General features: G+C 71.5%; 13 protein-coding genes. 4 read left to right on the top strand and 9 right to left on the bottom strand.

The features are described 5' to 3' along the window. Positions 1-82: 82 nt before the first annotated feature. Positions 83-979, bottom strand: a complete 897-nt coding sequence (locus tag QSK36_RS25565; protein WP_285784141.1) for an oxidoreductase — start codon at positions 977-979, stop codon at positions 83-85. A 345-nt stretch (positions 980-1324) separates the two neighbouring features. On the opposite strand from QSK36_RS25565, the gene QSK36_RS25560 reads away from it, so the two are divergent. Next, complete coding sequence (locus QSK36_RS25560; protein WP_183543533.1) at positions 1325-2104, top strand: hypothetical protein; 780 nt, start codon at positions 1325-1327, stop codon at positions 2102-2104. Positions 2105-2171: 67 nt separating this feature from the next. Here QSK36_RS25560 and QSK36_RS25555 read toward each other — a convergent pair whose 3' ends face one another. From QSK36_RS25555 to QSK36_RS25525, 7 genes are all read right to left on the bottom strand, one after another. Next, positions 2172-2864 (bottom strand): TetR/AcrR family transcriptional regulator, encoded by a 693-nt coding sequence (locus QSK36_RS25555; RefSeq protein ID WP_221264465.1) that lies wholly within the window; start codon positions 2862-2864, stop codon positions 2172-2174. Between the two features lie 70 nt (positions 2865-2934). Further along, on the bottom strand, positions 2935-3375 hold the full coding sequence (locus QSK36_RS25550) for an SRPBCC family protein (RefSeq protein ID WP_285784140.1): 441 nt from the start codon (positions 3373-3375) through the stop codon (positions 2935-2937). A 36-nt stretch (positions 3376-3411) separates the two neighbouring features. Beyond that, a complete protein-coding gene (locus tag QSK36_RS25545; protein ID WP_285784139.1) occupies positions 3412-4755 on the bottom strand; it encodes a carotenoid oxygenase family protein in 1344 nt (447 codons plus the stop codon). Beyond that, the gene (locus tag QSK36_RS25540; RefSeq protein WP_183543541.1) at positions 4752-6077 is read right to left on the bottom strand and encodes an MFS transporter; all 1326 of its coding nucleotides are present in this window, start codon (positions 6075-6077) and stop codon (positions 4752-4754) included. The genes QSK36_RS25545 and QSK36_RS25540 overlap by 4 nt, the downstream gene beginning before the upstream one ends. A 195-nt stretch (positions 6078-6272) precedes the next feature. Beyond that, positions 6273-6791, bottom strand: a complete 519-nt coding sequence (locus QSK36_RS25535) for a hypothetical protein (RefSeq protein WP_285784138.1) — start codon at positions 6789-6791, stop codon at positions 6273-6275. A gap of 166 nt (positions 6792-6957) precedes the next feature. After that, the gene (tatA, locus tag QSK36_RS25530; RefSeq protein WP_285784137.1) at positions 6958-7245 is read right to left on the bottom strand and encodes a Sec-independent protein translocase subunit TatA; all 288 of its coding nucleotides are present in this window, start codon (positions 7243-7245) and stop codon (positions 6958-6960) included. Positions 7246-7325: 80 nt separating this feature from the next. Further along, a complete protein-coding gene (locus QSK36_RS25525) occupies positions 7326-7955 on the bottom strand; it encodes a hypothetical protein (RefSeq protein WP_285784136.1) in 630 nt (209 codons plus the stop codon). 213 nt (positions 7956-8168) lie between these two features. Between QSK36_RS25525 and QSK36_RS25520 the strand changes: the two genes are divergently transcribed. The 3 genes from QSK36_RS25520 (at position 8169) to QSK36_RS25510 (ending at position 11961) form a co-directional block, all read left to right on the top strand. Next, positions 8169-10202: a sensor histidine kinase gene (locus QSK36_RS25520; protein WP_285784135.1), complete on the top strand. Its 2034-nt coding sequence runs from the start codon at positions 8169-8171 to the stop codon at positions 10200-10202. Then, positions 10199-10879, top strand: a complete 681-nt coding sequence (locus QSK36_RS25515) for a response regulator transcription factor (protein WP_225898822.1) — start codon at positions 10199-10201, stop codon at positions 10877-10879. Before QSK36_RS25520 ends, QSK36_RS25515 begins: the two co-directional genes overlap by 4 nt. A 167-nt stretch (positions 10880-11046) precedes the next feature. Beyond that, positions 11047-11961 (top strand): DUF72 domain-containing protein, encoded by a 915-nt coding sequence (locus tag QSK36_RS25510; RefSeq protein ID WP_285784134.1) that lies wholly within the window; start codon positions 11047-11049, stop codon positions 11959-11961. Between the two features lie 79 nt (positions 11962-12040). On the opposite strand, the gene QSK36_RS25505 is transcribed toward QSK36_RS25510, so the two are convergent. After that, on the bottom strand, positions 12041-13861 hold the full coding sequence (locus QSK36_RS25505; protein WP_285784133.1) for an RICIN domain-containing protein: 1821 nt from the start codon (positions 13859-13861) through the stop codon (positions 12041-12043). Positions 13862-13924 lie beyond the last annotated feature (63 nt).

Raw genomic sequence — 13924 nt, 5'->3', positions numbered from 1 at the left:
GGGGGGCGGTCCCGGTCCCCGGGCGGCCGCGAGCGGTCGATCGCGGCGCCGCGGCGCGACGGCGGCCTCTGCGCGTCCCCGGTCAGCCGGCGTCGGAGAGCGCGTCCAGGCGGGCCATCTCCTCGTCCGTGAGGCGCAGCGCGGCGGCGGCGACGTTCTCGGTCAGGTGATCGGGGTTGCCGGTGCCCGGGATGGCCAGCACATGCGGCCCCTGCCGGAGCGTCCAGGCCAGCCGCACCTGCGCGGGGGTCGCTCCGTGCGCGCGGGCCACGGCGCGCACCTCGTCCTGGTCCGTGCCGCTCGCCCCCGACTCGCGGCCCTCGCCCGCGATCGCGAAGAACGGCACGAACGCGATTTCCTGCTCGCCGCAGGTGCGCAGGAGCCCTCGGCTGCGCGTGGCGCCGACGCCGTACCGGTTCTGCACGCTCACCACCGGCGCGATCGCCTGGGCCTGCGCGAGATGCCCGGGCCGGACGTTGGAGATTCCGAGGTGCCGGATGAGACCGGCCTCGCGCAGCTCGGCGAGCGCGCCGAAGTGTTCGGCGATCGAGTCGAGCCCCGCCTGGCGCAGGTAGACCAGGTCGAGGTGGTCACGGCCGAGCTGGCGCAGGTTCTCCTCGACCTGGCCGCGCAGCTGGTCGGGCCGGGCGAGCGGCAGCCACTCGCCGGACGGGTCCCGTCCCGGGCCCACCTTGGTCGCGATGACCAGGTCGTCCGGATAGGGCGCGAGCGCCCGGTTGATCAGCTCGTTGGCCGAGCGCAGCCGCGAGAAGTAGAACGCCGCCGTGTCGATGTGGTTCACGCCGAGGTCGACGGCGCGCCGCAGCACCGCGATCGACCGTTCGCGGTCGCTCGGCGTGCCGAGGTCGAAGGCGGCGCTGCCCGTCAGGCGCATCGCGCCGAACCCCATCCGGTTGACCGTGAGGTCGCCGAGCCGCCAGGTCCCCGCCGCCGCCGCGCTGATCGTCTCCGTACTCATCCCTGAAGGGTGCCATGAACCGGCGTACCGGCGCTCTCACCACCTGCGGGACATCACGAGGCGAGAGTCGGAATCTCGTTCATACGCACGTGAATGTGCCATTGAAGTAGTAATCATAATATTTCGCCTTCGTGGTCGTGTGGCCATCCTCGTCCTTTAATCCTTCGAGCCGAAATAAGGAAGGCTCATTATGTGCCGGCTGTTTCTCGGATTTCATTGAGGAATCAATGGGTGGCGGGAGTTGGAGCCCCAATTTTTGCTGTTTTCTTTCCTTCTGCTCGGACGTACAGTTCACCTGTCCGGCCGCGAAAAGATCAGCGGCGATTCTTGAGAGAGAGGCGAAGAATGAGCGAACCGAAACCCCCGGAAGCGGCGACATGGGTTCCGGCGGCGAGCGACCCCCAGAAGCTCAGGGAGTGGGCCCGTGCGCGGAAGCTGGAGGTCAAAGGCATACACGGCACGATGACCATCAAGAACTCCCTGCCGTCCATGGACGAAGTCGGACTCCTGGCGGAGAAGCTGAACGCTCTGGAGTGGGCGAACGACTCCGACAAGGTCAGGACCACCCTCGTCGATCAGTTGAAGGGACCCCTCTACAGCGCCTGGCTCTACTACCTGGAGGAGCAGGCCGCGCTGGATCGGGCCCGTGAGGAGCAGGAGCGGGAGGCGCGCCGGCAGCGGCTCAAGCAGAAAGCCGTGGCGGCGGCCGTCAAGTACCGCAACCAACATGCCCGCACCTCGGGGACGGTGGTCACCGGACTTGTCGACCTGGAGACGGAAGACGTCTACGTCGGCCAGAGCGGCACGGCGAATCGCCTCACCCCCACGCTGCACCCCGTCATGTATGAGCTGCTCGGCGGGAGCGGTCCCGTCGCCCAGTGGCCGACGGATGTGTGCGGCGAGGTCAACGTGATGAATGAATACCTGCACAAGTCCAATTTCACCTCGGCGTCCCAAATTCCGAAGAACTCTCTGGTCTTCCATTCGGAGACATTCAACTCCGGTGGCACCGTCATAAACAGGCAGACCGGCAAGCCGGCCGTGAAGACGCCGCACTGGGAGTCGCGGGGAGCCTGCAAGAACTGTGCGCGGTGGATCAACAGAATCGAGGCGGAAACGGCCTGAACGGGCAGATCCGAGGTCCGGCCGGTGAGGGGCGACGACCGGCCGGAGCCGCGTCTCCAGAGGCGTGTCACCGGGGGGCGGGCAGGCCCATGCTGTCGGCGAGAGCGTCCATGACGGCGTCGAGCAGGGTGGCCCCGCTGTGACCCATGCCGGCGAACTGCCCCTGGACCTCCAGGCTCACCACGCCCTGGAGCTGTGACCAGGCCATCACGGTTCCGGTGAGAGCGGTCGCCGGATCCCCTTCCGGGGCGAACGCGCGCACCCACTCGGCGACCGCCGGGGTCTCCTCCACCCACCGCCGCATCTGCTCCCGCAGCGGTTCGGTCCCCGGTCGGCAGTGCCCCCCGGCGAACACCGGAAGGAAGGGCCCGAGCACGTTCCGGGCCCGCAGCACGCTCTCCGGGGGAGCCTGGTAGCCGGGAGAGGGCGTGCCGGCCAGCAACTGGAACAGGCGCGGATTGGCCACCGCCCATCCGTGGAAGGCCCGGGCCAGCGCGTGCAGCCGCTCCCGCGGCGCGCCCTCGCCGGCGGCGGCCCGTACGGCCGCCGCGACCTCGTCGAAGCCCTCCAGGATCAGCTCGGTCAGCAGGTCGTCGCGGCTGCGGAAGTACTTGTAAAGCGCCGGGCCCGTGACGCCGAGCTGTTTCGCCACCGCGTTCAGGCTCAGCGCAGCCGCCCCGCCCTCGCCGATCTGCACGAGGGCGATCTGCTTGATCTCCGAACGGACCTGGTCTCGGTAGCGCTGTCGCGGCGTTGACATCCTCTCATTATGGTGAGTGCCTCTCATCGGCGTCTCCCGCCTCATCGCGTCTGCCGGGTCAGAGGGATCATCAACTTGTCTGCTTGAGCGCCGTCTGCTCGAGTGCGGCGAGCCAGGACCGGAGCGAGCCCTCCAGCGCCGCCCGCATCCCCTCGGGGTCGGCCTCGACGGGCGGGCCCGCCCACGACTCCCGGGTCCGTACGAGCACCCCTCCGTCGATCTCCTCGAAGGTCCAGACGTGCACGCCCTCGATGCCGTGGGCCGGGCCGCCCCAGACGACGCGGCGGCCGGGGACGAGTTCGGCGACCGTCGAGGCGATGACCAGCCCGTGTGTCTGCCAGTCGAAGGTGGCGCCGACGGCGAGGTCGCCGCGCAGGCGCGCGGAGGAGACGTCGGGGTTCCAGCTCGGCCAGGCGTCGATGTCGGTGTGCAGCCGCCAGACCTTCTCGATCGGGGCGTGCACAGTGGTTTCCAGCTCGACGATGACGGGGGCGTTCCTGTCGATGTCCATCGTTCTTCCTCTCAGTTCTTCCTCTTAAGGGGGATGTCAGTTGTCGGAGATCCACGAGCCGTGGATGCCGGCCACGACCCGGCGGGGCAGGTGCACGGTCGCGACCGGAGGCCGGCCCAGGTCGGCGGCGTCCAGGACCAGCAGCTGGGAGGCGTCGGCGTGCAGGTCGCTCACGACCGTCAGCAGGTAGCCGTCGTCCTCGTCGACCGCGCCGTCGGCGGGCACGAAGACGGCCTCGCTCGGCAGCCGCCCGTCGCCGACCGGCAGCACCTGCCTGCCTCCGGAGACCCGGTCGTACTTGACCACGCCATAGCCGCCCACGCCCCGGTCGTCCGGGAAGGAGATCGCGTACTGGTAGCGGTGCTCGCGCCCGAGCAGGTCGTCGTTGATCGTGGGGAACTCGACCACCAGGTCGTCCACGAGGTCCTCGGCGACCTTGTCCGCCCGCATGTCGACGACCCACCGCCGGGTGAAGGAACGCGAGTTCGGCACGACTCCGTGCCCGGGCAGCCCCGCCCACCACTTCCACGACCGCCGGAACCCGTCGCGGTCCATGGCCGGTCCTTCGAGGACGATCCGGCCCTCGGCGTCCTCGTACGCGTTGGCGACGTGCAGCAGGCTGCCGGGCTCGATGCCGAACCACCGGGTCTTCGCCGCGCCGCCCCGGCCGCGCGGCATCACGCCGATGCGGGTGACCTGGTCGTCACTCCAGGAGTACGGGATGCCGGAGGTCTCGGTGTGGTCGAAGGTCACCGAGCCCTCCACGAACACGACGAAGTGCTCGGTGATCGCGAAGTCGTGCTTGAGTGAGGCGGTCGCCCCAGGCACCTCCTCGCTGAACTCGATCGCGCCCGTTTCGGAGGCCACGTGGTAGACGAGGTGGGGCGGGAACGGCGAGGAGCCGAAGAAGTGCAGCTCACCTGTGACCGGGTCGCTCTTGGGGTGGGCGGTCATCATCGTCGTGAGCTTCCCGCCGAAGTCGTACGCCCCGACCGTCTCCAACTCGGAGGTCAGCTCGAAGGGGTAGTTGGCCTCGCACAGCGCCAGCAGCCTGCCGGCGTGCTCGATCACGTGGGTCCCCGCGGTGCTGGCAATCAGGTCGGGCCCCTTCTCGGTTATGTACGGCGCGCCGTCGAGGGCGGGGGTGCGCACCCAGCGGTTGCGGTACCACTCGGCCCGGCCGTCCCGCAGCCGGATGCCGTGGACCATGCCGCTGCCCTTCCACCAGTGGGTGGGCGTGACGCCGGGGAGGGGGTTGTGGCTGTTGCGCACCAGCCGGCCGGTCAGCTCGGCGGGTAGCGTGCCCTCCACCACCAGGTCGCGGGCGGTCACTTCGTCCACATGTGGGGTGAAGTGCCCGGTCAGGTAGGGCGTGTTCATCGGATGCGTCCTTTCATGAGAGCGGCGCTCGCCGCGATGAGGGAGATGGCCGCCGCCGCCAGGAAGGCGTGGCGGTAGCCGGTGACACCGCCCGGGGCGAGGCCCGCGACCGAGGTGAGGACGGCGAGGCCGAGCGCGCCGCCGACCTGCCGTGTGGTGGTGATGAGGCCGCTCGCGGCGCCCGCACGCTCGCCGGGCACCCCGGCGACGCCGAGCGCGGTCAGCGGCACGAACGCCAGCCCCAGTCCCGCGCCCACCAGGACCGTCGGTCCCAGCAGGTCGACGAGGAAGGTCCCGTCCTCCGGTGCCCGCGCCAGCCAGGCCAGCCCGGCGGCCAGCGTCAGCAGGCCGGGAACGAGCGTGCGGCGCAGCCGGCCCGCCGCGAGCGGCGCCAGGACGAGCGTCAGCGCGAGGGGGAGCTGGGTGAGCCCCGCCTCCAAGGGCGAGTAGCCGAGCACACGCTGCTGGTAGAGCGGCAGGAAGAAGAACGTGCCGACCCAGACCATCCCGAGCAGCAGCATGAGCACGTTCCCGATCCCCACGTCGGCCGTGCGCAGCAGGCTCGGCGGGATCAGCGGCGCTGCCGCCTGTCGCTCCACCCGCCGCTCCCACAGGGCGAACACGCCGAGCAGGGCCACGCCCGCGGCGATCGGCGCCCATCCGCCGCCGCCCAGGCCGTAGGCGATGCCGAGCAGGCCCAGCGTCACCGACAGCGTTCCCGGCAGGTCGAGCCCGCCGCCGCGCGGCGGCCCGTCGTCGCCCGGGACCAGGCGCGGCACGGCGGCCAGGACGAACGCCGCGACGGGCACGCCGACGGCGAAGACCGACCACCATCCGAGCGCGTCGGTCAGCAGCCCGCCCAGCAGGACCCCGGCCGCGCCGCCCGCCGCCGAGACCGAACCCCACACACCGAGCGCCCGGCCGCGTGCGGCGCCGGCGGGATACAACGCGAGCAGGATGGCCAGCGCGGCCGGGGAGAGCACGGCGGCCCCGACGCCCTGGACGGCCCGCGCCGCGATCAGCATCCCGGCGCCCGGGGAGAGCGCGGCCCCGGCCGAGCCGGCCGTGAACAGAGCCAGCCCCGCGGAGAGGGCCCGCCGCCCGCCGTACAGGTCGGCGATCCTGCCGCCCGCGGGCAGCAGCGCCCCGAAGGCGATCAGGTACGCGTTGACCACCCACGACAACCCGGCGGCCGACAGGCCCAGGTCGTCGCCGACGGCGGGCAGCGCCACGTTGACGATCGAGGTGTTCAGCACCACCAGGAACTGCGACGACGCCAGCAGCGCGAGCGAGGCACCGCGGGCGCGGACCGGCACGAGCATGACACCTCGTTCCTTGGTTAGAAGGTGTAACCAAAGTATGTGCACCTAACTTCTCGGCGTCAAGCCGGGGCCGTCCATGTGCGTGAAAGGCCCGTGCGTGAGAGGCCCGGGCGCGAAAAAGGGCCGGACTTCCGGGGAATGGGAAGTCCGGCCCTGTGCGGAGCGCTGCCGGGTGACCGGTGGTCTTTCGGTGACTCAGGGGGTGTAGATCTCCTGCACCTTGACGATCGCGCCGCGATAAACGGTGATGAGCGCCGGATGATGCATGGACTTCATCCGGGAGACCAGTTCACTCCGGGAGCACCGCTTCGCCCCCACGCCGCCGTTCTTCACGGTCACCGTGGTGCCCTTGCACCCGGTGGCGCTGTAGAACACCACGTTCTTCGCCACAGGAGAGGCGTAGGCCGTTACGTCACCCTCGGGCGGGCCCTCGAAGTACCCCTCGGTGTGGCTGTCCTTCACCCACCTGATCGGCTCGTATTCCGCCACCCCGGACCGGTAGTGCGTGACCCAGCCCCGCAGGATGCCGTCGTGTCGCGGCGAAATGTGCTTGGTGAAGTCATGGTGGGGGTCGCTCTGGAACGACGTGCCGTAAGGCTTGGGCGCGGCGAACTTCGGCATGGCGGCGGCGTCGGCCGGGAGCGCCGCCGCGGAGAGCAACGCGGCGGCCGCGGCGGCGGGGAGAACGACGCGGAGCGAGAGGGTGAGCTTCATGCCCTGTTGGAGTCCGGGCCCCGCGGAAAGGTTCGCGCGAACCGGACGGATTTCCGCACGCGACCCTGCACGGACCCCCACGACGTCGCGTCTCGATCGCCCCGGGACGCCGAGTGCGGTGCTCGCTCCTGGCATGCGGCGCCACCGGCAGGGCGTAGAGAACGCCTCAGCGGGCCTCGGGCTCGTCCCGCCGCGCGGTGTCCGCCGCGGCCCTGAGCCGGGCGTTCTCCTCTTCGAGCGCGCGCAGCCGCTCCTCGGCGTCCGCGGAGACGGGTGCCGTACGGGCCCGGGCGGCCGGGGCGTCGTCCTCGTCGCCGAGCTTGCCGGTCTCCCTCTTGAGGATCCGCAGCGACTGCCCGACGGCCCTCGCGGTGTCCGGCAGCCTCTTCGCGCCGAAGAGCAGCACGAGCACCACGAACACGATCATCCAGTGAACAGGGCTGAGCGAACCCATGGCGGGGTTCTCCTCTGGTCGTCGTTTTGCCTGCTCACAGGCTATGTCATCGGGTGTGAGGGCCGGCGTGCGGCGTTCGGTCAGACGGCGGGGCGCAGCGCGAGCCGGACGCCGATGTGGGCGTGGGTGGCCAGCAGCCAGGCGGCGCTCACCCACACCGAGGCGGTGGACCCGGCGAAGATCTGCGCCACCATCGTGACCGGGAACCACAGCCCGGCGAGCAGCGGCAGCCAGCGCAGGGCGCCGCGGTAACGGCCGGTGACCGCCACGGCGATGCCGAGGACCAGCATGCCGAGCATGCTGAGCGGCCAGCAGGCGTCGAGGATCATCAGCGGCAGCGGGAAGTCGTCGTGGGTGGCGTAGCCGAACGAGAGCGCGTTCAGCAGGAACGCGCCGGGAAGCGACACGAGCAGGCCCGCCGGGATGATCCGGCCCCACCTGGCGCCCGTGGCCCGGGTGGCCAGCACGAGCGCGACGAAGCCGAACACCCCGGCGACGAAAAGCATCCCGGTCACGGTGTCGAGCGTCTGGATGCCCTTCTGGATGTCGTCGCCGACGACGACCGTGCCGGCCGCCCAGGCCGCCGCTCCGGCGGCCAGCAGCACTCCGGCCATCCGGGTCCAGGGCGGCGCCGCAACGACCGGAGCCGAAGCCACCGCCGCGGCCGGTTCCTGCGGATTGACGTTGCTGGGCGTGATGTGAACGGACATGATCGTCCCCCTCCTGGCGGAAGCCTTCGTCGCGCGACCCTTCCGGCCGTGCCGCGACCGGTGGTGCCGTGACCACGGTCTCCGCGCCGCGTCCCGGGCCGACAGAGAGCGAGGCCACCACCGCGCCCGCACCGGTCCGGGGCACGCGTCCCGGGCGGAAACGGGACACCGGTCCCATGCCGGGAAGGGCGGCCCTGTGGCACGCTGGACCGCGTGCCCGGCCCTTCTGACGCCTCTCGCCGTCTCGGGGCCGCCGCGACGGTGCTCGCGGCCCTGTCCGTCGTCGCCGCCGCGTCCGCCACCTGGATCGAGATCGCGACCGGACCGGTGGTCCGGCCCGAGCCGCTCGACTGGGCCGTGTGGTCGTCCACCGTTCCGGGCGTGGCCCTCGCCGTCGCGGGCGGGGTGCTGGCCGCCCGCCTGCCCGCGCACCCGATGACCTGGCTGCTGATCGGCGGCGGCGCGGTGTCCTGCCTCAACGGCCTCGCCGGCGGCTACGCCGTGCTGTCCCTCACCCGGCACGGCGGCACGCTGCCGCTGACCGGCGTCGCCGTGTACGCGGGGGCGAGACTCGGGCCGCTGCTCAACCTGGTGCCGCTGCTCGTGCTGCTGCTCTTCCCCGACGGCAGGCTGCCGTCGCCGCGCTGGCGTTGGGCCGCGTCGCTGTCGCTCGGCGCCACCGGCCTCGCCGTGCTCGTCTTCCTCACCGTTCCGTGGCGGGTGCAGTCGCCGGGGGAGCCGTGGCGGGGTCCCGGGCTCGACCTGCCGATGCCGCCTGTGCCGGACGCCTTCTGGCGGGTCGCGATGGCCCTCACCCCGGCGGCGCTAGTGCTGAGCCTCCTGGTGTCGCTCGCGGCCTTCGTCCGGCGCTTCCGGGGGTCGTCCGGCGCGCGCCGCGCACAGTTGCGCTGGATGTTGCTGGCGGCCCTGCTCAACGGCGTGCTGATCTTCGTGCCCGCCGTGGTCGAGGGGGCGCCGCAGGACCTCACGTTCGTCGTCTCCCTGGTGGCGATCGCCGTCGCCGTCCTGGTGGCCGTCGGCCGATACCGGCTGTACGACATCGACCCCGTGCTCGGCTGGACCCTCCTCTACGGCGGCCTGGCGGTGGCCGTCGTCGCGATCGACGTCCCCGTCTTCGTGGGGCTGGGCGCGCTCATCGACGAGCCGGTCGCGGCCGTGCTCGCCGCCGCCGCGGTCGCCGTCGTCTACGCGCCGCTGCGCGAGCGGGTCCGCCGCTGGGTGGACCGCGTCCTCGCCGGGCGGGCGGAGCCGTACGACGTCGTCTCGGCCCTGGCCCGGCGGCTTGAGGAGTCGGTGAGCCCGGAGGAACTGCTGCTCACCGTGGCCGGGGCGGTGTCCACGGCGCTGCGCTCGCCGTACGTGCGGGTGGAACTCGACCGCGCCGACGGCCGCACCCTCGTGGTCGAGCACGGCGCCCGGCGCGACGACGTCCTCGTCCTTCCCTTCGCCTACCGCGCGGCTCCGATCGGCCGCCTCGTCCTCGTCCCGCGCGCGGGCGCGCCGCTCGCCGACGCCGACCAGCGGCTGCTCGCCGACGTCGTACGGCAGGCCGCGGCGGCCGTACGGGCCACGGCCCTGGCCGAGGAGCTCCAGCACAGCAGGGAACGCCTGGTGACGGGCGTCGAGGAGGAACGCCGCAGGCTGCGCAGGGACCTCCACGACGGGCTGGGGCCCACGCTCGCCGCCGCCGCGCTGAAGGTCGAGGCCGCGGGCAACCTGGTGACCCGGGACCTCGGCGCCGCCCACGAGGCGCTGCACGAGGTGCGGGCCGACCTGTCGTCCGTGCTCGGCGACGTACGCCGGCTCGTCCACAACCTGCGCCCACCGGCCCTGGACCAGTTCGGCCTGGCGGGAGCGCTGCGGCAGGAGGCCACCCGGTTCCGGGAGGGCGGGCTGACCGTACGCGTGGACGCCGCGGGCGACCTGACCGGACTGCCGGCCGCGACCGAGGTGGCGGCCTACCGGATCGTCTGCGAGGCTCTGGTCAACGTCGCGCGGCACGCGGACGCCGGCACCTGCGAGGTCCGCCTGACGGCGGCCGGAAGCGAACTGGAGGTCGAGGTGCTCGACGACGGGAGAGGGGTGCGGCCGGGAGCCCTGGTCGGCGTGGGCCTGCTCGGCATGCGGGAGCGGGCGGAAGAGCTCGGCGGGAGCTGCTCCGTCACCTCCCGCGACGGCGGCGGCACCCGCGTCCACGCCGTTCTTCCCGCGGAGGCGACGCGATGACCGCCGGCCCGTCCCCCGACGGCGCCGGTATGCCCACCGTGCTGCTCGCCGACGACCATCCCGTCTACCGCAACGGCCTGCGGATGATGCTCGCCTCCACGGGTGAGGTCGAGGTGGTCGGCACCGCGGCCGACGGCGAGGAGGCCGTCGCCCAGGCGATGACGCTCCGCCCGCGCGTCGTGGTCATGGACCTGCAGATGCCGCGGCTCGACGGCGTCCAGGCCACCCAGCGCATCGTGGAGACCTGCCCGGAGACCCACGTGCTCGTGCTGACCATGCACGAGGACGACGAGAGCGTCTTCGCGGCCATGCTGGCCGGAGCCCGTGGTTACCTGCTCAAGGGCGCCGACCAGACGGAGATCCTGCGGGCCGTCGCCGCCGTCGCCGGCGGCGAGGTCATCTTCGGGCCCGCGCTGGCCGGGCGGGTGACCCGCTACTTCAGCAGGCTCGCCGCCGTCCGGCCGCGGGAGCAGGACCCGTTTCCGCAGCTCACCGCGCGGGAACGGGAGATCCTCGATCTCATCGCGGCCGGTCTGTCCAACACCCGCATCGCCGAGCGCCTGTCGCTGTCGCCCAAGACGGTGCGCAACAACGTGTCCAACGTCTTCGCGAAGCTGCAGGTCGCCGACCGGGCACAGGCGATCGTACGAGCCCGTGAGGCCGGTTTCGGCCGCTGATCCGCGTCACGTTCGTCACTCGGGGCACTGGGGATCATGAAGGGAGGAAGCGCGGAATCCCCCGCCCGCCGAAGCAGTCGGCCTCCTGCGACTGTGCTGGGCCCCTGACTGTGATGGGCGTGCGACTGTGGTGGGCATGCGACTGAGGGGGGCACCGTGCGGCGGTGATGGGCAAGATCTTGGTCGGTACGGCCTCCTGGACGGACAAGTCGCTGCTCGCCTCGGGCTGGTATCCGCCCGAGGCGTCCACACCCGAGGCCAGGCTCAGCTACTACGCGGGCCGGTTTCCCCTGGTGGAGGTGGACGCCACCTACTACAACCCGCCTGCCCGGCGTACGGCCGAGCTGTGGCGTGACCGTACGCCGAAGGACTTCACCTTCAATGTGAAGGCGTTCTCCCTGCTCACCGGGCATCCGACCCGGCCGGCCGCGCTCTACAGGGACCTGCGGGCCGTGCTGGGGGAGCCCAGACGGACGCTCTACCGGCGCGACCTCCCGCCTGAGGTCGTCGAGGAAGTGTGGCGCCGGTTCCTCGGCGCGCTGGAGCCGTTGCAGGAGTCGGGGAAACTCGGCGCGGTGCTGTTCCAGTTTCCGCAGTGGTTCCCGCCGGGTGGTGTGAACCGCCGCTACATCCTCGAATGCCGCGACCGCTGCCTGCCGATGCGCGTGTGCGTCGAGTTCCGCAACGCGGCCTGGATGGACGAGGCCACCCGGGGGGACACCCTCGACTTCCTGGCCGCCAACGACGTGCCGTACGTCGGAGTGGACATGCCGCAGGGGCATCCCTCGTCGGTCCCGCCGGTGCTCGCGGCCACCTCCGACCTCGCCGTCGTCCGCCTGCACGGTCACTCGGAGAAGTGGACGAGCCGCGTCATCGAGGAGCGGTTCGGCTACCTCTACTCGGAGGAGGAGCTCCGGCACTGGGCCGGCCGGATCGCGGACCTGGCCGCCCGTACGGCGACCACGCACGTGCTGACCAACAACTGCTGCGCCGACAACTCCCAGCGCAACGCCGCCCGCCTGGCCGAACTGCTCGAAGAGCGGGGCGCCGACGTCGCCAGGCCGTCCGCCGGAGCACCGTGAGACGCGGCTGGAGCTCAGTGGCCCGCGCGGACGGCGGTGGCGGGCCGCCCGGACGGTTCCGGACGGCCCGCGAGGAGCGTCAGGCCGGGTTCAGATACCAGATCTGGTCACCGGCGACGATGCCGAGGCTGCCGTCGGTGTTGCCGGTGATCGTCTGCTGCTCCAGGGTGGTGCCGCTGCCCGGCGGGCTGTCGAGCACCTTGCCGCTGAAGCGGTTGACCAGATAGAACGTGCCGTCGGCGACCCGCCGCAAGGTCCATTGCTGGCTGGTCGCGGTGCCGCAGGTCGCCTGCCTGATCTGCACGCCGTTCGCGGTGCCGGCCGAAACCAGGTCCAGGCACTTGGCGCTGTTGACGTTCACCAGGTTCCAGTACGACCCGGTGGCCTGCAGCCGCCACTGCTGGCTGGTCGCCCCCGACGGCGGGTTGTGGGTGACCAGCGTGCCGGAGGCGGTCGAGCCGCCGACCGGCTCGGCGTTGTCGCGGCTGCCCAGACCCTGCAGGTAGTAGACGCTGTTGTTGACCGGGGCGATGCCGGTGACCTGGTTGAACACCCACTGCTGGTTGGTGGCGCCGGTGTAGGTCTGCTGGGTGACGGGCGAGGGATAGGAGCCGGTCGCGGTCAGCGCCAGGCCCGACAGCCAGTCGAAGATGGCGTACGTGTTGGTGCCGACCGGCAGGTAGGCGAAGCGCATGCCGTCCTGGCCGTTGCAGATGTACTGCAGCAGCGTGGTGCCGGGGGTGGTGCCGCTGTAGGAGCTGTCGGCGCACAGGCGGCTGCCGACGTTGATGAACTGCAGCCCGGTCGTGTAGCCCATCAGCCACTTCTGGCTGGGGGTGTCGACACGGGCGCGCTGGCTCAGCTCGGTCAGCGCCCCGGTGGACGCGCCGATGGGCTCCAGCGCCCCTCCCGTGGCCACGTTGGTGACGACGTAGGTGTTGCCGACCTTGGGATGGGGGTCGCTGTCGGCCGTGCTCCCGGCGATGAGATAGGCGCTGTCGGCGGTGTTCCAGTGCGTGGCCAGGTAGCTGCCGGCGGCCGGGGCGGCGTTGTAGTAGTCGTCCCGGTTGCAGTCGGGCAGACGGTAGTCGTTCCACTGGAGGCAGTTCCACGACGGGGTGCCGCCGTAGCACATGAGGTCCCACTGGTCCAGGCAGTGCCAGCTGCCGTCGGAGTGCGCGGCGCTCATCTGTACGGCGCCGAAGGTGTGCCCGAGTTCGTGGGCGATGGCGTTGGCGCCGAAACAGCCGGGGATGGCGTCGACCCGGGCGTAGGCCAGGCCGTTGTTGAGGTTGGCGGCCCCGGTCGTCAGGTCGTCGCCCTTGATCTCGCCCACGCCGCAGATCACGGTGGCCTCGGTGAGCATGAGGTAGTGCCGGTCGGTGCTGGTGTAGCCGAGGGCCTTCACGGCGTTGATGCTGGAGTCGAAATCGGCCAGCGAACCGGCCGGGACCACGAGGTTGCGCACGACGGGAGCGCAACCGCCGGACACCGATGTGGTCACGTAGCGGATGTGCCGGCTGCGGCTGGAGGTCGCCGCGCCGTCGTTGAACTGGTCGTCCGCGTCGGCCAGCCAGGCCCGGAACATGGGCAGCAGTTGCGCGTAGCGGTCGGGCATCGACGACTCGCGTACGTACAGCACCTCCACCCGCTTGCCGCTGGTGCCGTCGCCGTCGCAGGCCACCAGTTGCGGGGTCGCCTGCGCCTCGGCCGCCGAGGCGGACGGAAGCGCGGCGGGGCCGGCCCGATGGCCGATCTTGGCGCCGGGGAAGACGTCGGACGCGACGCGGGAGGGGCCGTCGTCCGGTGGCGCGGCGGCCGACGCCCGCGAGGGTAAGACGATCAGGACGGCCGCGAGCGCCCACATTGCCGCCAGGGAGAGGGTTCGCCTGAGCTGCATTCCGATGAACTCCCATCGGTACGGATACGCCCTCATAGGGGCGATTCACCGAAATGATCACAT

Source organism: Microbispora sp. NBRC 16548 (genome assembly GCF_030268985.1).
Taxonomy (GTDB): Bacteria; Actinomycetota; Actinomycetes; order Streptosporangiales; family Streptosporangiaceae; genus Microbispora; species Microbispora catharanthi.
Note: the sequence above shows the minus strand (reverse complement) of the source record. Positions and strands in the feature narration are given on the sequence as shown.

What these genes read in the sequence shown, in the direction of transcription:
- QSK36_RS25510 (WP_285784134.1), top strand. Translation starts at nt 11,047, where the DNA reads ATGGGCAAGATCTTGGTCGGTACGGCCTCCTGGACGGACAAGTCGCTG.
- QSK36_RS25560 (WP_183543533.1), top strand. Translation starts at nt 1,325, where the DNA reads ATGAGCGAACCGAAACCCCCGGAAGCGGCGACATGGGTTCCGGCGGCG.
- QSK36_RS25565 (WP_285784141.1), bottom strand. Translation starts at nt 979, where the DNA reads ATGAGTACGGAGACGATCAGCGCGGCGGCGGCGGGGACCTGGCGGCTC.
- tatA (WP_285784137.1), bottom strand. Translation starts at nt 7,245, where the DNA reads ATGGGTTCGCTCAGCCCTGTTCACTGGATGATCGTGTTCGTGGTGCTC.
- QSK36_RS25535 (WP_285784138.1), bottom strand. Translation starts at nt 6,791, where the DNA reads ATGAAGCTCACCCTCTCGCTCCGCGTCGTTCTCCCCGCCGCCGCGGCC.
- QSK36_RS25505 (WP_285784133.1), bottom strand. Translation starts at nt 13,861, where the DNA reads ATGCAGCTCAGGCGAACCCTCTCCCTGGCGGCAATGTGGGCGCTCGCG.
- QSK36_RS25545 (WP_285784139.1), bottom strand. Translation starts at nt 4,755, where the DNA reads ATGAACACGCCCTACCTGACCGGGCACTTCACCCCACATGTGGACGAA.
- QSK36_RS25550 (WP_285784140.1), bottom strand. Translation starts at nt 3,375, where the DNA reads ATGGACATCGACAGGAACGCCCCCGTCATCGTCGAGCTGGAAACCACT.
- QSK36_RS25525 (WP_285784136.1), bottom strand. Translation starts at nt 7,955, where the DNA reads ATGTCCGTTCACATCACGCCCAGCAACGTCAATCCGCAGGAACCGGCC.
- QSK36_RS25515 (WP_225898822.1), top strand. Translation starts at nt 10,199, where the DNA reads ATGACCGCCGGCCCGTCCCCCGACGGCGCCGGTATGCCCACCGTGCTG.
- QSK36_RS25555 (WP_221264465.1), bottom strand. Translation starts at nt 2,864, where the DNA reads ATGTCAACGCCGCGACAGCGCTACCGAGACCAGGTCCGTTCGGAGATC.
- QSK36_RS25540 (WP_183543541.1), bottom strand. Translation starts at nt 6,077, where the DNA reads ATGCTCGTGCCGGTCCGCGCCCGCGGTGCCTCGCTCGCGCTGCTGGCG.